The 17,349-nt window shown below is 62.8% G+C and carries 13 protein-coding genes; 11 read left to right on the plus strand and 2 right to left on the minus strand.

Annotation, left to right across the window (positions count from 1 at the left end; all coding sequences use genetic code 11):
* Window positions 1-70: 70 nt before the first annotated feature.
* From DNK50_RS06700 to DNK50_RS06720, 5 genes are all read left to right on the plus strand, one after another.
* Complete coding sequence (locus DNK50_RS06700; RefSeq protein ID WP_099583597.1) at window positions 71-1,138, plus strand: DUF2333 family protein; 1,068 nt, start codon at window positions 71-73, stop codon at window positions 1,136-1,138.
* Between the two features lie 2 nt (window positions 1,139-1,140).
* Window positions 1,141-1,677, plus strand: coding sequence for an NUDIX hydrolase (locus DNK50_RS06705; RefSeq protein ID WP_112193225.1), 537 nt, complete (start codon window positions 1,141-1,143; stop codon window positions 1,675-1,677).
* A 179-nt stretch (window positions 1,678-1,856) separates the two neighbouring features.
* Entirely contained in the window at window positions 1,857-2,228 is a 372-nt protein-coding gene (locus DNK50_RS06710) for a translation initiation factor Sui1 (RefSeq protein WP_025857628.1), read from the plus strand.
* Window positions 2,229-2,370: 142 nt separating this feature from the next.
* Window positions 2,371-4,284 carry an arginine decarboxylase gene (gene speA, locus DNK50_RS06715; protein ID WP_099583594.1) on the plus strand — a complete coding sequence of 638 codons (1,914 nt, stop codon included), beginning with the start codon at window positions 2,371-2,373 and terminating at the stop codon, window positions 4,282-4,284.
* 97 nt (window positions 4,285-4,381) lie between these two features.
* The gene (locus DNK50_RS06720) at window positions 4,382-5,245 is read left to right on the plus strand and encodes an alpha/beta hydrolase (RefSeq protein ID WP_112193227.1); all 864 of its coding nucleotides are present in this window, start codon (window positions 4,382-4,384) and stop codon (window positions 5,243-5,245) included.
* A gap of 134 nt (window positions 5,246-5,379) precedes the next feature.
* On the opposite strand, the gene DNK50_RS06725 is transcribed toward DNK50_RS06720, so the two are convergent.
* Window positions 5,380-6,729: an MATE family efflux transporter gene (locus DNK50_RS06725; RefSeq protein ID WP_112193229.1), complete on the minus strand. Its 1,350-nt coding sequence runs from the start codon at window positions 6,727-6,729 to the stop codon at window positions 5,380-5,382.
* 299 nt (window positions 6,730-7,028) lie between these two features.
* Between DNK50_RS06725 and DNK50_RS06730 the strand changes: the two genes are divergently transcribed.
* Window positions 7,029-11,924, plus strand: a complete 4,896-nt coding sequence (locus DNK50_RS06730) for an alpha-2-macroglobulin (RefSeq protein WP_112193231.1) — start codon at window positions 7,029-7,031, stop codon at window positions 11,922-11,924.
* A gap of 41 nt (window positions 11,925-11,965) precedes the next feature.
* On the opposite strand, the gene DNK50_RS06735 is transcribed toward DNK50_RS06730, so the two are convergent.
* Window positions 11,966-12,259, minus strand: coding sequence for a hypothetical protein (locus DNK50_RS06735; RefSeq protein ID WP_099583590.1), 294 nt, complete (start codon window positions 12,257-12,259; stop codon window positions 11,966-11,968).
* Window positions 12,260-12,348: 89 nt separating this feature from the next.
* Here DNK50_RS06735 and pbpC point away from each other — a divergent pair, with 89 nt between their 5' ends.
* The 5 genes from pbpC (at window position 12,349) to DNK50_RS06760 (ending at window position 17,244) form a co-directional block, all read left to right on the plus strand.
* Window positions 12,349-14,679 (plus strand): peptidoglycan glycosyltransferase PbpC, encoded by a 2,331-nt coding sequence (gene pbpC / locus DNK50_RS06740; RefSeq protein ID WP_112193233.1) that lies wholly within the window; start codon window positions 12,349-12,351, stop codon window positions 14,677-14,679.
* A 284-nt stretch (window positions 14,680-14,963) separates the two neighbouring features.
* The gene (locus tag DNK50_RS06745) at window positions 14,964-15,272 is read left to right on the plus strand and encodes a MazG-like family protein (RefSeq protein WP_003188211.1); all 309 of its coding nucleotides are present in this window, start codon (window positions 14,964-14,966) and stop codon (window positions 15,270-15,272) included.
* On the plus strand, window positions 15,265-16,014 hold the full coding sequence (locus DNK50_RS06750) for a methyltransferase (RefSeq protein ID WP_099583588.1): 750 nt from the start codon (window positions 15,265-15,267) through the stop codon (window positions 16,012-16,014). The genes DNK50_RS06745 and DNK50_RS06750 overlap by 8 nt, the downstream gene beginning before the upstream one ends.
* Before the next feature lie 24 nt (window positions 16,015-16,038).
* Window positions 16,039-16,641, plus strand: coding sequence for a DUF4136 domain-containing protein (locus tag DNK50_RS06755; RefSeq protein WP_112193235.1), 603 nt, complete (start codon window positions 16,039-16,041; stop codon window positions 16,639-16,641).
* Window positions 16,642-16,686: 45 nt separating this feature from the next.
* Window positions 16,687-17,244, plus strand: coding sequence for a DUF4136 domain-containing protein (locus DNK50_RS06760; RefSeq protein ID WP_099583586.1), 558 nt, complete (start codon window positions 16,687-16,689; stop codon window positions 17,242-17,244).
* The last annotated feature ends 105 nt before the right edge of the window (window positions 17,245-17,349 follow it).

The raw sequence follows: 17,349 nt of genomic DNA on the forward strand, positions 1-17,349 counted from the left end.
GTGGTCGGAGTGTTTGAACGCACGCCGTCAATTGAAGTGCATGAACTCAAGTGATTGAAAGGATATCGCCATGCTGGACTGGAAAAACCGTGCAGGCAGTGCCAAAGGCCCCGCCCCTGAGCCCAAGTCGGCCAACCGCAGCTATTTTCGTACCCTGCTGATGAGCCGGGCGCTGCTTAGCGTGCTGGGTCTGTACCTGTTGGTCACCGGTGCCCTGGGTTGGTACTGGAGCGAAGAGCCGGCGCTGTTCCCGGTCCAGCAGAACGCGCAAATTGCTGCCGAGAAAGAAGGCAAGCAGATGGTGGTGGGCTACACCACTGTCGAAACCCTCAAGACCGTGGTCGGCACCTTGCTGAACAAACCCGGCGGCTATATCTCCAACGACCGTTTCCCGCCGGGCTTGTGGATGGACAACATGCCGAGCTGGGAGTACGGCGTGCTGGTGCAGGTGCGCGACCTGACCCGTGCCCTGCGTAAAGACTTCGCCCGGTCCCAGTCGCAATCGGCCGAAGACGCTGACTTGGCCAAGGCCGAGCCGCGTTTCAACTTCGATAACAAGAGCTGGGTGCTGCCATCGAGCGAGTCGGAGTACCAGGAAGGCATCAACTCCCTGAGCCGCTATGAAGCGCGCCTGTCCGACCCTAACCAGCGCGGCGCGCTGTTTTATGCGCGTGCCGACAACCTGAACAACTGGCTGGGTGATGTGGCTACCCGCCTGGGTTCGTTGTCGCAACGCCTGTCGGCCAGTGTTGGCCGGGTCAAATTGAACACCGCACTCAAAACCGAAGCCCTGGCGCCAGGTGAAGTGCCGCAGGTCGACGAAGAGGTGGTGGAAACCCCATGGATGCAGATCGACAACGTGTTCTACGAAGCCCGTGGCCAGGCGTGGGCACTGTCCCATCTGCTGCGCGCCATCGAAGTCGACTTCGCCGACGTACTGGCCAAGAAGAACGCCACGGTCAGCGTGCGTCAGATCATCCGTGAGTTGGAAGCCTCGCAAGAGCCCGTGTGGAGCCCGATGATCCTCAACGGCAGCGGCTTTGGCGTACTGGCGAACCACTCGCTGGTGATGGCCAACTACATCTCGCGGGCCAACGCAGCGGTGATCGATTTGCGTCAGTTGCTTAACCAGGGTTGATGATGGACGCCACTCAACAGGAGGCCGCGCACCGTGCGGCTTCCGATGCTGAACTGATCTGCTGGGTCGACGAGCAGGACAATCTGCTCGGCACCGTCGTCAGGTCCGACCTTCGCCAGCGGGGCTTGATCGGCCGCTGCACGTTTATCTTCCTGTTCAACTCCGCCGGTGAGCTGTGTGTGCACCGGCGTACCCTGAGCAAAGCCATGTACCCTGGGTTCTGGGACACGGCGGCGGGCGGCATGGTGGCGGCCGGGGAGAGTTATGCAGACTCCGCAGCGCGTGAGCTGGAGGAAGAACTTGGCGTGGGCGGGGTGGAATTGGTGGAGCATGACCATTTCTACTTCGAGGACGGTGACAGCCGTTTGTGGTGCAGATCCTATTCCGCTGTCTGGGATGGGCCCCTGCGTTTACAGCCTGAAGAAGTCATGGAAGCGCGCTTTTTGCCCATCGAGATTGTCCTGCAGGAGGCCGAACAAAAGCCCTACTGCCCGGACGCCCAAGAGGGCCTGCGCCGCTATCTGGCCTCGCGTCGCTAAAGTTGCATAAATTGGCGCTATTTGGCCCTTAGCAAGTTGGCTTTTTGCCGTTACACTGCGCGACTTTTCACCCGAGCCGCCTTGGCGGTTCGGTAGCGCTGCCCCTGCCTGAGTGGGGCTTCGCGGTCGGTCGTGCATGAGCGCGCCGATCAGTCTTCATCCTCCCAAGAGGATTGCCGGTGGCCAAAAAAGCCGCATCCTTCGCCGCCCTTGGTGGCCTGGTATTTTCCACCGATGCAGGTCGACACTGCCCGGACTGTCGTCAGCCCGTGGATTCGTGTACCTGCAAACAGACCCTGATCCCTGAAGGCGACGGTATTGCCCGCGTGCGACGCGAGAGCAAGGGCCGTGGCGGCAAGACGGTGACGACTATCACCGGCGTGCCCCTGGCTGAAGATGCGCTCAAGGAACTGGCCACCGCGCTGAAAAAGCGTTGTGGCACCGGTGGCGCGTTGAAAGACGGCGTCATCGAGATCCAGGGCGATCACGTCGAACTGCTGTTGGCCGAGCTGATCAAGCTCGGTTACAAGGCCAAGAAGTCCGGCGGCTGACAGCCTCTTCCCAACCTGTGTCTAAACTCTGTCCTGCGAGTGAGGTCTACCTTTCTTACAGGCAAATCGTCATTTTCATTCTTTAGACTGCGCCAGCCTCCCTGAGAGGTGGCGCCTTCGCCTTCATTTATAGGGGACTTCGATGTCCGTACGACGCACACGCAAAGACGATGGCAGCCAATGGACAGTTGCGGACAGCCGCAGTGTTTACGGGATCCGCCATTGGGGGGCCGGGTATTTCGCGATCAATGACGCCGGTCGCGTTGAAGTCCGTCCGAACGGCCCGAACAGCACGCCAGTCGACCTTTACGAGCAAGTCGACCAGTTGCGCAAAAGCGGCCTGTCGCTGCCGTTGCTGGTGCGCTTCCCTGACATTCTGCAAGACCGTGTACGCCAACTGACCGGTGCCTTCGACGCCAACATCGAACGCCTGGAATACCAGAGCAAGTACACCGCGCTGTACCCGATCAAGGTGAACCAGCAGGAAGCGGTGATCGAGAACATCATCGCCACCCAGAACGTCTCCATTGGCCTCGAAGCAGGCTCCAAGCCTGAGCTGCTGGCCGTGCTGGCCCTGGCGCCGAAGGGCGGCACCATCGTCTGCAACGGTTACAAGGACCGTGAGTTCATCCGCCTCGCGCTGATGGGCCAGAAGCTCGGCCACAACGTATTTATCGTGATCGAGAAAGAATCCGAAGTCGGCCTGGTGATCGAAGAGGCTGCCAGCCTCAAGGTCAAGCCACAGGTCGGCCTGCGTGTGCGGTTGTCGTCCCTCGCGTCGAGCAAGTGGGCGGACACCGGTGGCGAGAAGTCCAAGTTCGGTTTGTCGGCGGCGCAACTGTTGTCCGTGGTCGAGCGCTTCCGCGCCGCAGGCCTGGACCAGGGCATCCGCTTGCTGCACTTCCACATGGGTTCGCAGATCGCCAACCTGGCCGATTACCAGCACGGGTTCAAGGAAGCCATTCGTTACTACGGCGAACTGCGCAACCTCGGCCTGCCGGTGGATCACATCGACGTCGGCGGTGGCCTGGGCGTGGACTACGACGGTACGCACTCGCGTAACGCCAGCTCCATCAACTACGACATGGACGACTACGCCGGTGTGGTCGTGGGCATGCTCAAGGAATTCTGCGACGCGCAAAGCCTGCCGCACCCGAATATCTTCTCCGAAAGCGGCCGTTCCCTGACCGCCCACCACGCCATGCTGGTGGTGCAAGTCACTGACGTCGAGAAACACAACGACGAAATCCCGACCATCGAAAACAAGGAAAGCCTGCCGGAAACCGTGCAGTGGCTGGTGGACCTGCTGGGCCCGACCGACATCGAGATGGTCACCGAAACCTACTGGCGCGCCACTCACTACATGAGCGACGTGGCCACCCAGTACGCCGATGGCAAGCTGACCCTGGCCGAAAAAGCCCTGGCCGAGCAGTGCTACTTCGCCGTGTGCCGCCGCCTGCACAACTCGTTGAAAGCCCGCCAGCGCTCGCACCGCCAGGTGCTGGACGAACTCAACGACAAGCTGGCCGACAAGTACATCTGCAACTTCTCGGTGTTCCAGAGCCTGCCGGACACCTGGGCCATCGGCCAGGTATTGCCGATCCTGCCGCTGCACCGTCTCGACGAAGAGCCGCTGCGCCGCGCCGTGCTGCAAGACCTGACCTGCGACTCCGACGGCAAGATCAAGCAGTACGTCGACGAGCAGAGCATCGAGACCAGCCTGCCGGTGCACGGCTTGAACGAAGGTGAAGACTACCTGTTGGGTATCTTCCTGGTCGGCGCCTACCAGGAAATCCTCGGCGACATGCACAACCTGTTCGGTGACACCGACTCGGTGAACATCTACCAGCGCGAAGACGGCTCGGTGTACAGCGCCGGCATCGAGACCCACGACACCATCGAAGACATGCTGCGCTACGTGCACTTGTCGCCGGAGGAGTTGATGACGCATTACCGTGACAAGTGCGCGAGCGCGAAGATCAGCGCGTCGGAACGGACGCAGTTCCTCGACGCCTTGCGCCTGGGGCTGACGCGGTCTTCGTACCTGTCCTCGTAAGCTGAGCTGACACAAGTCCAACTGTGGGAGGGGCGGTGCGATGGCCCCTCCCACAGTGGGAACGCTGCCATTCCTGAGGTTGTGTGGGGGCTGAACGATGTCGAGCAAATGGCTGCAAGTGTTCACCCTGGCAATGGCTGCTTTCATGGCGGCCTGCTCGCCGATCAAAGTGCTCAATGCACTGACACCCTGCGACACCTTCACCAAAACTTCCGCCATCGCCTACGGCGACGATCCCCGCCAGAAGCTTGATATCTACCGCCCGCTTCCTGCCATTTCACACGCCCCCGTGGTGGTGTTTTTCTACGGCGGCAGCTGGAACAACGGCAGCAAGGAGGACTACGCTTTCGTCGGCGAAGCCCTGGCTTCACGTGGCGTGGTGGTGGTGATCGCAGACTACCGGCTCTACCCGCAAGTGCGTTACCCCGCCTTTCTCCAGGACGGCGCAAAAGCGGTGGCCTGGACTTATCACCATGGCGCTGAATACGGCGCCGATCCCAAGCAGCTTTACGTGATGGGCCATAGCTCCGGCGCTTATAACGCCTCGATGCTGGCGCTGGATGGGCGTTGGCTCAATGCAGTGGGCTTGGCACCATCGATCTTCAAAGGCTGGATCGGCCTGGCCGGGCCTTATGACTTCTTGCCGATTGAAAACCCAGACGTGAAGCCCGTGTTCTTCTTTCCAGACTCGCCGCCGGAATCGCAGCCGATCAACCACGTCAGCCGTGACGCGCCGCCAAGCCTGTTGATTGCCTCGACCGATGACACGCTCGTCAACCCCACCCGCAACACGGGAGGGTTAGCGAAAAAACTGCGGGAAGCGGGTGCGCCGGTCGAGGTGTTGTATTTCACCCGAACCGGCCATGCAACATTGGTGGCGTCTATCGCCAAGCCTTTGCGCTGGTTGGCGCCGGTGCTGGATAGGGTGACTGGGTTTATCGAGTCCACCTCCGGCCAATAAACCTAGCTGCTTTTGGCTTGGTCAATGGAATTCAGTGCATTGAGCGTACGAACAGTTGCCAGGGTTATATCTGGATGACCTGGTTAATTTTACCCGTGCCGTTAATGGGTATTGTTGTGATGTTCTGGCAGTGGTCAGTCAGCACCGGTACCGAACCAGTGGCCACGCTGCTTGAGCCGCCAAGCGATGCCCCCCAGGGTCAGGCTGCGCAGTGCCATGAACAGCAGGAAAGTGATCCAAAGGCCGTGATTACCCAAGCCCTGCAGCGCCCAGGCGAAGGGCAGTGCCAGCAACACCGTCAGCAGCATGCCATTGCGCATTTCCCGCGCGCGGGTGGCGCCGATAAACAGGCCATCCAACAGATAGCTCCAAACCGCAATCAACGGCAGCAGGGCCAGGTAGGGCAGGTAGATATCAGCGGTGCCGCGCACGCTGGGGATGTCGGTTTGCATGGCGATAAACAGGTGCCCGGCCAGGCTGAACAGCAGCGCAAAGCCGACGCTGGCAATCAGTGACCAACCACCTGCGACCACCAATGAACGGCGCAGGGACTGGCGATCACGGGCGCCGATGGCGTGGCCGCACAGGGCTTCCACCGCGTGGGCTAAACCGTCCAGAGCGTGGGCGGTCAACAATAGCCCGTTGAGCAATAGCGCGTTGGCCGCCACGGTGGCATCGCCCAGGCGCGCGCCTTGTACCGTGATCATGAAAAACACCGATTGCAGCGCCAGGCTGCGGATAAAAATGTCGCGGTTCACCGCCAGCAATGGGCGCCAGCTTTGCCACACTTTCAGCGCGGCCCAGGCGATATGGCCGGGGTAGGCGCGCAGGGCTTTTTGCGTGAGCGCCAGACCTAGCAGGGCGCCGGTCCATTCGGCGATCACGGAGGCGCGGGCGGAGCCGACCACGCCCCACTCCAAACCGAGCACGAACCACAGGTTGAGCGCGATGTTCACCAGGTTGGTGGTCAACAGAATTGCCAGCGGCGCGCGGGCGTTTTGCGTGCCGAGGAACCAGCCAACCAGCGCATAAGTGGCCAGGGCGGCAGGGAGGCCGAACAGGCGGGCGTGGAAAAAGTCACGAGTCAGTTGATTGAGCTCGGGTGACGGCTGCATCCACTCCAGCGCCAGGTGGCTCAAGGGAATGCCTACCGTGCCCAGCAACATCGCCAGCCCCAGCGCCAGCAACAGACCTTGCAGCAGGATTTGTCGCAGCGCCGCACCATCGTTGCGGCCAGCGGCCTGGGCGGCGAAACCGGTGGACCCCATGCGCAGGAAACCCATGGCCCAGGCAAGAAAGGTATACAGGCTGGCCCCGACGGCCACGGCACCCAACTGATGAGCATGGGGCAGATGGCCGATGACCATGCTGTCGACCAAGGCCACCAGCGGCACGGAGATATTGGACAGGATCATCGGCGCGGCCAGGGCCCAGACGCGGCGATGTGTGGGCCGGTGGCGCCAGTCGGTGAGTAAGGTGGGCATGGAGGCTCCTCTGGGGAGCAGCAGTGTAACTGGCCCTCCGTCGCACCGCAGGACCAATGTGGGAGGGGGCTTGCCCCCGATAGCTGTGTGTCTGTCAACTCATGCATCAACTGACCCACCGTCATCGGGGGCAAGCCCCCTCCCACATTTTATTCTTTATAGGCTGTGGGAATTGGCTTGGCTTGAAGCAGATCCAGAACCAACCCACCCTCCGTCGGTCAATGTGACCAGCGCCACATCGGCTTCGCCAGCGCTGATATATAGTTCACCCCTCGGTTCCCTCTCACTACGAGTGCCCCATGCTTAACAAAGGATTGTTCCTGGCTTGCGCGCTGGCCCTGCTGAGCGCCTGCGATTCTTCCGATAAACCTGCTGCGCCGTCCGCGCCCCCAGTGGCGGCTGCGCCGAAACCGGCCAAGGCGGCGGTGGATGTGCCAGCGCTGAAGCAGCGTTATGCCGGGCGTGAGTTGAGCGTGGTGGACGTGTCCGAGGTGCAGTTGGACGGGGCCAGCACCTTGTCGGTGAGTTTCTCCATTCCCCTGGACCCCGACCAGAAGTTCGCCGATAGGCTCCACCTGGTGGACAGCAAATCGGGCAAGATCGACGGCGCCTGGGAACTGTCCGATAACCTGATGGAGCTGCGCCTGCGCCACCTTGAGCCCCAGCGCAAACTGGTGCTGACAGTCGACGCCGGGGTGAAGGCGGTCAACGACAACACGCTCGCCGCCGAGTACATCGCCCGCCTGGAAACCCGTGACCTGCAAGCCACCGTCGGCTTCGCCAGCCGTGGCACCTTGCTGCCGACGCGCCTCGCCGAGGGCCTGCCGGTGATCGCGCTGAACGTTGACAAGATCGACGTCGAATTCTTCCGCATCAAGCCCGAATCCCTGCCGTCGTTCCTGGCGCAGTGGGGGCGCAATACCAGCCTGCAAAGCTATGAATCCCGTGAACTGCTGCCGCTGGCCGATCTGGTCTACGGCGGCCGTTTTGATCTCAATCCGGCGCGCAATACCCGTGAAACCCTGCTGCTGCCCATTGCCGGCCTCAAGCAATTGCAGCAGCCGGGCGTATACCTGGCAGTGATGCGCGCTTCGGGCACCTACAACTATTCGCAACCGGCCACGCTGTTTACCCTGAGTGATATCGGCCTGTCGGTGCATCGCTACGCCAATCGCCTGGATGTGTTTACCCAGGCACTGGAAGGCGGCAAAGCGCTGGATGGCGTCGACCTGGAAGTGCTGGATGCCGATGGTCGCGTGCTGGGCCAGGGCAAGACCGAGAAGGGTGGCCACGCCGAGTTGCCGTTGCCGAAAAAGGCCCAGGTTTTGCTTGCCAAGCAAGGCGAACAGACCAGCCTGCTGCGCCTCGACAGCGCTGCGCTGGACCTGGCGGAGTTCGACATCGGCGGCCAACCCTCGCACCCGTTGCAGTTCTTTGTATTCGGCCCGCGCGACCTGTATCGCCCCGGCGAAACCGTGCTGCTCAACGCCCTGCTGCGCGACAAGGACGGCAACGCCGTCAAGCCGCAGCCGGTGAGTGTCGAGGTGCGCCGCCCGGATGAACAAGTCAGCCGCAAATTTGTCTGGGATGCCGACGCATCCGGCCTCTATCAATACCAACTGCAACTGGCCGCAGAGGCGCCGACCGGGCGTTGGCAGCTGGTGTTCGACCTGGGCGACGGCAAACCGCAGTTGTATGAGTTCCTCGTCGAAGACTTCCTGCCCGAGCGCCTGGCGCTGGAACTCAAGGGCAGCGACACAGCATTGAGCCCGGCGGATAACCCCGTCATCCAGGTCAACGGCCGTTACCTGTACGGCGCGCCAGCTTCCGGCAATCGGGTCAGCGGGCAAGTCTATGTGCGGCCGCTGCGCGAAGCGGTCAAGGCGCTGCCGGGCTATCAGTTCGGTTCCGTCACCGAAGAAGAACTGAGCCAGGATTTTGAACTGGACGAAAGTGTCCTTGATGCCAAGGGCCAGGAAAAACTGACCCTGGAAAGCAAATGGGCCGAGGCCAAATCACCGCTGCAACTGATCGTGCAGGCCAGCCTGCAAGAGTCGGGCGGACGGCCGATCACCCGTCGCCTGGTGCAACCCATCTGGCCGGCCGAGCAATTGCCGGGCCTGCGCGGGCTGTTTGACGGCACCGAAACCAACGGCGATGGCCCGGCGGAATTCGAAGTGCTGTTGGCCAACCAGGACGGGCAGAAACTCGCCGCGCAAAACCTCAAGGTGCGCCTGGTGCGCGAGCGCCGCGACTATTACTGGAACTACTCCGATAACGACGGCTGGAGTTACCACTACAACGAGAAATTCCTCAACCTTGATGAGCAGACGCTGAACATCAAGGCCGGCGACACCGCCAAGGTCAGTTTCCAGGTGGAGTGGGGCCCGTACCGTGTCGAGGTTGAAGACCCGCAGACCGGTCTGGTCAGCAGCCTGCGTTTCTGGGCCGGTTACCAGGCCCAGGACAACACCGAAGGCGGCGCCGTGCGGCCCGATCAGGTCAAGCTGGCGCTGGATAAACCGGCGTATGGCGACGGTGACACCGCCAATGTCACCGTGACGCCGCCCGCTGCCGGTAAAGGCTACCTGCTGGTGGAGTCCGCCGAAGGGCCGCTGTGGTGGCAGGAAATCGAGGTGCCGGCCGAGGGCAAAAGCTTCGCCGTGAAACTCGACCCTAAATGGTCGCGCCATGACCTGTATGTGAGTGCCCTGGTGATTCGCCCTGGCGAACGCAAGGCCAATATCACCCCCAAACGCGCCGTGGGCCTGCTGCACCTGCCGTTGGATCGCACCCAGCGCAAGCTCGGCGTGAGCCTCACCGCCCCGGAAAAAATGCGCCCCAAACAACCACTGACGGTGAAAGTCACCGCCAAAAACGCCGACGGCAGCGTGCCCAAACAGGTGCATGTGCTGGTAGCGGCGGTGGACGTGGGCATCCTCAACATCACCGAGTACCCGACGCCCGACCCGTACGCCAGCCTGTTCGGCCGCAAGGCGTATGGCGTGGACCAGTTCGACATCTACGGCCAGTTGATCGAAGCCGGGCAGGGCCGTCTGGCCAGCCTGGCCTTCGGTGGCGACGCGGCATTGGCCAAGGGTGGCAAGCGCCCGGACACCAGCGTGACCATCGTCGCCCTGCAAAGCGCGCCTGTGACCTTGAACGACAAGGGCGAGGGCGAAGTCAGCGTCAACATCCCCGACTTCAATGGCGAACTGCGCCTGATGGCCCAGGCCTGGAGCGATGACCGCTATGGCATGGCTGAAGCCAAGACGGTGATTGCCGCGCCGCTGATCGCCGAGCTGTCGGCGCCGCGCTTCCTCGCCGGCGGTGACCAGACGACACTGGCCCTGGACCTGTCCAATCTGTCGGGCAAGGCGCAGAAACTCGATGTGCAACTGAGCGCCGAGGGGCAGTTGGAATTGGTCAACACTGCCGCGCAAACCGTTGAGCTCAAACAAGGCCAGCGCACCACCCTGCGTATCCCGGTGAAAGCCTGGGGCGGGTTGGGCCAGGGCAAGGTGAAGGTGACAGTCAACGGGCTGGATCTGCCGGGTGAAAACCTGCCGCCGTTCAGCCGCGAGTGGACCTTGGGCGTGCGTCCGGCTTATCCGGCGCTGCTCAAGCATTACCGCGCAGTGCTTAAGAATGAACCCTGGAGCTTGCCCGCCGGCAGCCTGGAGCAATTCGATGCCTCCGGGCGTGAGGCGCTGTTGAGCCTGTCGAGCCGGCCGCCGCTGAACCTCGGCGCGCAGATCTCGGCGCTCAAGGCGTACCCGTATGGGTGCCTGGAGCAAACCGCCAGCGGCCTGTACCCGTCGCTGTACGCTGACGATGCGTTGCTCAAGCGTCTGAGCATCAAGGGCGAGCCGGATGCCGAGCGCAAGCGCAAGATCGAGTTGGGCATCGAACGCCTGCTGGGCATGCAGCGCTACAACGGCAGCTTTGGTTTGTGGGGCGCCGACGGCGAAGAAGAATATTGGCTGACGGCCTACGTCACCGACTTCCTGCTGCGCGCCCGCGACCAGGGTTTTGCCGTGCCGCCTGAAGCCTTGAAAAAGGCCAGCGAGCGCCTGCTGCGGTATGTGCAGGAGCGCAACCTGATCGAAGTCGACTACAGCGACAACGCCGAACACACGCGCTTTGCCGTGCAAGCCTACGCCGGCATGGTGCTGGCGCGCAGTCAGCAGGCGCCACTGGGCGCGCTGCGCAGCATTTTCGAGCGACGCAGCGATGCGCGTTCCGGGTTGCCGCTGGTGCAGTTGGCCATCGCCTTGCACAAGATGGGCGACCAGCCGCGTGCGGACCAGGCGTTGCAGGCAGGCTTGGCAGCGCAACGCAGCGCCAAGGAATGGCTGGCCGACTACGGCAGCCCGCTGCGTGACCAGGCGATGATCCTGGCGTTGCTGGAAGAGAATGACTTGGCCAAGGGCAAGCGCGAAGAGCGTTTGTTTACCCTGTCGGACCAATTGGCGGCCAGCCCGTACCTGTCGACCCAGGAGCGCAATTCGCTGTTCCTGGCCGGGCGCCTGGGGTTCGCCCAGCCCGAGTCGGCCTGGAAGGTCCTGCTCAACGGCAGCGGCGGTGAGCACGAGCTGAACAATCAACAGTCGACGCTGGACCTGGAAGGCAAGCTGCTTTCAGGCGATCTGAGCCTGAGCAATCAGGGCGACACGCCGGTGTACCAGCAACTGACGATCTCGGGTTACCCGCAAGTGCCGCCGGCACCGGGTGGCGACAACCTGAGCATCCGCCGTGAATACCTGGGTATGAACGGCCAGCCGCTGAACCTGCGCAGCCTCAATAGCGGCGACCTGGTGCTGGTGCACCTGGCGGTCAGCGCCAAGCAGCGCGTGCCGGATGCGTTGGTGGTCGACCTCCTGCCCGCTGGCCTGGAGCTGGAAAACCAGAACCTGGCGCAAAGTGCTGCCAGCCTGGAAAACGCCAGCAGCCAAGTGAAGGAGTGGCGCGAGTCGATGCAGAACGCGGCGCTCAAGCATCAGGAGTTCCGCGATGACCGCTATGTGGCGGCGATCAACCTGGACGGCGATGGCACCACGCACCTGCTGTACCTGGCGCGTGCGGTGACGCCGGGCACCTACCGTGTGCCGCCGCCGCAGGTGGAGTCGATGTATCGGCCGAACTGGCAGGCCGTGGGGGAGACCCCGGCGGACCTGGTCATCAAGGGCCGCTGAAGAACCCTTGTGGGAGCGGGCTTGCTCGCTCCCGCAGGGGATTAGTGCACGACCCAGCTGAGCAGCCACAGCCCCAGCAGCAACCAGATAATCCCCATGATGATCGACGCCCGCATAAATGCGCGGACTGCCGAGTAGAGCAACATAAGGCCGACGATCAGGGTGATGATGCTGATAATCGACGTGTCCATGCCCAGCGTACGGGACAACCCTTCGACAAAGTTTGCGCCGGCATGGGTCAGCACACCGAACAAGCCGCTGAGGCCGTCGACGATAAACCGGATGATGGAGCCGAGCGCCTGGCCCAACCACTCGAAAAAGCTTTCTACCTGCATGTGCGTGTCCTGATAAGAGGTGGGCGTGTCTGTGCCTTTGGTTGTTAATGCGACAGGCTAGTTCCCTACCAGCATAGAGGTTTGCCCGTTTGAAATTGCGTTTAGTTGCCCGCTGGACCCTGGCGACCCTCCTGTTGGTGATTGCCCTGCTGTGGCTGGCCGACCGTATCTGGCCGCTGCCCCTGCCCAAGGATGACCTGGCGCGGGTGGTGCTGGCCGAGGATGGCACGCCGTTGTGGCGGTTTGCCGATGCTAATGGGGTGTGGCGCTACCCGGTGCAAACCAGCGAAGTCTCGCCGTATTACCTGGACGCCGTGCTCACCTACGAAGACCGCTGGTTCTACCAGCATCCAGGCGTAAACCCGCTGGCGTTGGCGCGCGCGACCTGGCAGAACCTGACCGGCGCTCGGGTGGTGTCGGGTGGCAGCACCTTGTCGATGCAGGTCGCCCGTTTGCTCGACCCGCATTCACGCACCTTTCACGGTAAATTGCGCCAGCTGTGGCGCACCGCGCAGTTGGAATGGCACCTGTCCAAGGAACAAATCCTCAACCTCTACCTGAACCGCGCCCCGTTTGGCGGCACGTTGCAGGGCGTGGCCGCGGCCAGTTGGGCCTATCTGGGCAAATCCCCGGCGCAATTGACCCATGCCGAAGCGGCCTTGCTTGCCGTATTGCCCCAGGCGCCCAGCCGCTTGCGTCCGGACCGCCATCCGCAGCGCGCCCAGCAGGCTCGGGACAAGGTCTTGCGGCGCCTCGCCGAGTTTAAGGTATGGCCGCAATCGGCGGTCGACGAAGCCCTTGAAGAACCGCTGCTACTTGCCCCACGCCTGGAACCGAGCCTGGCCCCCTTGCTCGCCCGCCGCCTGAACCGCCCCGACAGCCCGCCGCTGATCCGCACCACCGTTGACGCCACCCTGCAACGCCGTCTCGAAGACCTGTTGCTGGGCTGGCGCGCACGGTTGCCGGAGCACACCTCGGCCGCGATCCTGGTGGTGGAAGAGGAATCCATGGCCGTGCGCGCGTATCTGGGCTCGGTGGACATCAACGACGCCAGGCGCTTTGGCCATGTGGACATGATCAGCGCGTTGCGCTCGCCAGGCTCTACCTTGAAACCCTTCCTGTATGGCCTGGCCCTGGATGAGGGGCTGATTCACTCCGAGTCGCTGCTGCAGGACGTGCCTCGGCGGTATGGTGATTACCGGCCGGGCAATTTCTCCATGGGGTTTACCGGCGGGGTGCCGGCGAGTACTGCGTTGTCCAGCTCCCTGAACCTGCCGGCGGTGCAGTTGCTGGAAGCTTACGGGCCCAAGCGATTTGCCGCCGAGATGCGCATCGGCGGCGTGCCCCTGGCATTGCCTGCGTTGGCCGAGCCGAACCTGGCGCTGATCCTCGGCGGCGCGGGCAGCCGTCTGGAAGATTTGGTGGGTGGTTACAGTGCCTTCGCCCGGGCCGGTAAAAGCGCTTCCATCCGATTGCAGCCTGACGACACGTTGAGAGAACGACCAATGCTGTCGCCGGGTTCTGCCTGGATTGTGCGGCGCATCCTCAGTGGGCAAGCGCGGCCGGATCGCGACCCGCGTGCCGAGCTGGTGCAGCGCCCGGTGCTTGCCTGGAAAACCGGCACCAGCTACGGTTTTCGCGATGCCTGGGCGATCGGCGTGGGGCCGCGCTACCTGATCGGCGTGTGGATCGGCCGACCGGACGGCACGCCCGTGCCGGGCCAGTTCGGCTTGGCGTCGGCGGCGCCTCTGATGTTGCAGGTGCATGACGTGTTGACCAACCGCGACAGCCAGCGCGGCATCAGCGCGCCGGTTTTACCGGTGCCAGCCACTGTCGGCGTGGCGGCGATCTGTTGGCCCCTGGGCCAGCCGATGAGCCGCAGCGATCCGAATTGTCGGCGCCAACGCTTCGCCTGGACCCTGGACAACACCACGCCGCCGACCTTGCAGGCGTTGGACCAACCACTGAGTGTGGGCTTGATGGAAAGTATCTGGGTCAACGCCAAGGGCCTGCGGGTTGACGCCCATTGCCCCGGCGCCGTCGCCCGCCATATTGCCCTCTGGCCCGCGCCGCTGGAACCGTGGCTGCCAAGGGCCGAACGCCGCGAAGCGCGCATCCCGCCCGCCGATCCGGATTGCCCGCCACCGGCGCTGGCCGCGTCTTCGCCGCTGTCCATTGTCGGCGTGCGTGAAGGCGACCAACTGCGCCTGCCCGCCGCCAGCCAACAAACCCTGCGCCTGAAAATCTCGGCCCTGGGCGGCAGTGGTCGGCGCTGGTGGTTCCTCAATGGCGCGCCGTTGGGGGACAGTGCCAATCAGGACTTTATCAATGCCAGTTTCGAGCGGTTGGGGCGCTATCAGCTCAGTGTCCTCGATGAGGCCGGTCAAACTGCACGGCTTGAATTCAGCGTGGTGGATTAGGGCCTCATCGGGGCATAGGTATCGACACAACTTCCAGTGGATGCTGAATCTATGGCAAATGGGCTGTTGTGGTGAGCGGGCTTGTCCCGCGCTGGGCTGCGAAGCAGCCCCAATAACAAACACCGCGTAGCATCAGCAAGAACCCGATCACCACAGTGTTATGTGTAAGCCTTTGAGAGTTGTGTAGATACCCATGCTCATCGGGGGCAAGCCCCTCCCACACAAGTGATTCACTTGCCTTGAAGGCTCATCCCCCGGAAGCTATACCCCTTCAGGAGCCCCCTATGAACCTCGAACACCTCACCGAACGCCTGCATCGCATCCGCGATACCAACGACTGGAAGCAGTTCCACAGCCCGAAAAACCTGGCCATGGCCGCCAGCGTGGAAATGGCCGAGCTGGTGGAAATCTTTCAATGGCTGACCGAAGACCAATCCCGCCAGTTGCCCGCCGACAAACTCGCCCACGCCGGGCAGGAAGTCGGCGATATCGTGCTGTACCTGCTGCTGCTGTGCAGTGAGCTGGGCCTGGACATGAACGAAGTGGTGCGCGCCAAACTGGCTGACAGCGAACGGCGGTTTGCCCATGAGTGACCGTCATTTCGACCAGTTGGCCACGCGCTTTGCCGAGAAAATCTACGGTGGTGCCAAAGGCGCGATTCGCCTGGCGGTGCTTCAGGCCGACTTGATTGAAGCCCTGCCGGCACGCCCCTTGCGCGTGCTGGATATCGGCGCGGGCCTGGGGCATATGTCGCTGTGGCTGGCCGAGCGCGGCCACCAGGTGACCCTGGCCGAACCCGCCGAGCCGATGCTTGAGGGTGCGCGCCAGCGCTTCGCCGAGGCCGGGCAGACGGCGACCTTTATCCATGCGCCCTGGCAAGACCTGCTCGGCCAGCTCACCGAACCTTACGACCTGGTGCTGTGCCACGCGGTGCTGGAATGGCTGGCCGAACCCCATGCAATCCTGCCGGTGCTGCACCAACTGACGGTGCCGGGTGGCTGGCTGTCCCTGGCGTTCTACAACCGTGATGCGCTGATTTATCGCAACCTGCTCAAAGGCCACTTCCGCAAAATGCGCAAGAACGACATGGCCGGCGAAAAGCAGAGCCTGACCCCGCAACAGCCCCTCGACCCGCGCGAATTGGCGGCGCAACTCGACGGGCTATGGCAGGTCGAAAGCCAAAGTGGCGTGCGCGTTTTCCACGACTATATGCCGGTGGAATTCCAGGCCCGCGTGAACTTACAGGACCTTGTTGAGATGGAACTCGCTCACCGTCGTCACCCAAGCTTTGCCGGACTTGGGCGTTATTTGCACTGGATCTGCCGTCCGGTTTAAGCGGCCCAGTCTGCGGAGGTCGAAATGCGTCGTCTCTGTTTGATCCTGTTATCCCTCGGGCTGGGCGCGTGTTCCAGCCCCAACCCTTATGTGGCGGCGTCTGCGCCTCTGCCACCGGCGCCGGCCCAGGCGGCCACCACCTTTGATGCCAGTGCGTATCCTGCGCCGGTGCGCGACTACGGCGCCTACCGTAATTGGGCGTGGCGCAACGGCCAACTGCCGGCGGGCTCGGCCTGGGCGGATTCGGCGCAAATTGCCGAAGCCGTCAGCGGCGCCCTCGACCAACGCGGCCTGCGGCCCTTGCACGACAACCGCGCGCCCGACGTGCTGGTCAGCGCAGACGTGCGCCTGGAGAAGCGTCTCAAGCAAGTCCAGGATGACTACGGTTACGGCTACGGCGGCTACAACCGCTACGGCAATGGCTACGGGATGTACAACTCGGCGCCGATCGTGCGCACTTACGAGGTGACGGTAGCCGTGGTGCGGGTCAGCCTGTTTGATGCCCGCAGCGGTCAGCCCGTGTGGAGCACCAGCGCCGAAACTGCCAGCCAGGGCAGCCTCGGCGAACGCGCCGATGCCTTGCGCCAGGCCGTGCAAAAGGCCATGAGCGCCTACCCGCCCCGTTAACCGCTATTCTCATTTCAAGCGCTGTTCGCTTTTTGGAGAAAAACCATGTTTCGTCGCATCGCTACGCTCGCTTTTGTCGTGCTGCTGGGCGGTTGCCAGACCAGCCAGGTCAACCACGACTATGACGCCAGCCGAGACTTCGGCGCCTACCGCAACTGGGCCTGGAAAGACCCGGCCCTGCAATACCGCCCTGATGATCCACGGATCAAGAGCGACCTCACCGAACAACGCATCCGCCAAGCCGTGGGCGAGCAACTCGACCAACGCGGCCTGCGCCCCGCTGCAGCCGGTACCAAGGCCGACCTGACCGTACAGGCCTACCTCATCGTCGAAGACCGCCAGCAGCAAGTCACCACCAACTACGGCGGCGCCTGGGGCGGCCCGTGGAACGGCTACTGGGGCGCGCCGATGTACAACGAAACGCGCAACATCACCTACAAAGTCGCGACCCTCCAGATCGACTTGCTCGACGGCAAGGACGGCAAACTGGTGTGGCGCGGCAGCGATGAACAGATGATGAGCAGCACGCCCAACCCACAGGACCGTAATAACGCAATCCGCACGACGGTGACGCGCATCCTTTCCAGCTACCCGCCGCACTGACCTGGCCCCGCCACTGGATCAACCCGAACAGCAATTTATGGCCACTGGCCAACGCACCTCCCAAGCCTTGTCTACACTCCACAGCACCTACGGAGAGTAAGCGCT

This window comes from Pseudomonas sp. LG1E9, assembly GCF_003290225.1.
In the GTDB taxonomy this organism is placed as follows: domain Bacteria; phylum Pseudomonadota; class Gammaproteobacteria; order Pseudomonadales; family Pseudomonadaceae; genus Aquipseudomonas; species Aquipseudomonas cyclaminis.

Excerpts from the sequence above, each read along its gene's own strand:
- DNK50_RS06730 (WP_112193231.1), top strand. The coding sequence starts at position 7,029 with ATGCTTAACAAAGGATTGTTCCTGGCTTGCGCGCTGGCCCTGCTGAGC.
- DNK50_RS06725 (WP_112193229.1), bottom strand. The coding sequence starts at position 6,729 with ATGCCCACCTTACTCACCGACTGGCGCCACCGGCCCACACATCGCCGC.
- speA (WP_099583594.1), top strand. The coding sequence starts at position 2,371 with ATGTCCGTACGACGCACACGCAAAGACGATGGCAGCCAATGGACAGTT.
- DNK50_RS06700 (WP_099583597.1), top strand. The coding sequence starts at position 71 with ATGCTGGACTGGAAAAACCGTGCAGGCAGTGCCAAAGGCCCCGCCCCT.
- DNK50_RS06745 (WP_003188211.1), top strand. The coding sequence starts at position 14,964 with ATGAACCTCGAACACCTCACCGAACGCCTGCATCGCATCCGCGATACC.
- DNK50_RS06705 (WP_112193225.1), top strand. The coding sequence starts at position 1,141 with ATGGACGCCACTCAACAGGAGGCCGCGCACCGTGCGGCTTCCGATGCT.
- DNK50_RS06760 (WP_099583586.1), top strand. The coding sequence starts at position 16,687 with ATGTTTCGTCGCATCGCTACGCTCGCTTTTGTCGTGCTGCTGGGCGGT.
- DNK50_RS06735 (WP_099583590.1), bottom strand. The coding sequence starts at position 12,259 with ATGCAGGTAGAAAGCTTTTTCGAGTGGTTGGGCCAGGCGCTCGGCTCC.
- DNK50_RS06750 (WP_099583588.1), top strand. The coding sequence starts at position 15,265 with ATGAGTGACCGTCATTTCGACCAGTTGGCCACGCGCTTTGCCGAGAAA.
- DNK50_RS06720 (WP_112193227.1), top strand. The coding sequence starts at position 4,382 with ATGTCGAGCAAATGGCTGCAAGTGTTCACCCTGGCAATGGCTGCTTTC.
- DNK50_RS06755 (WP_112193235.1), top strand. The coding sequence starts at position 16,039 with ATGCGTCGTCTCTGTTTGATCCTGTTATCCCTCGGGCTGGGCGCGTGT.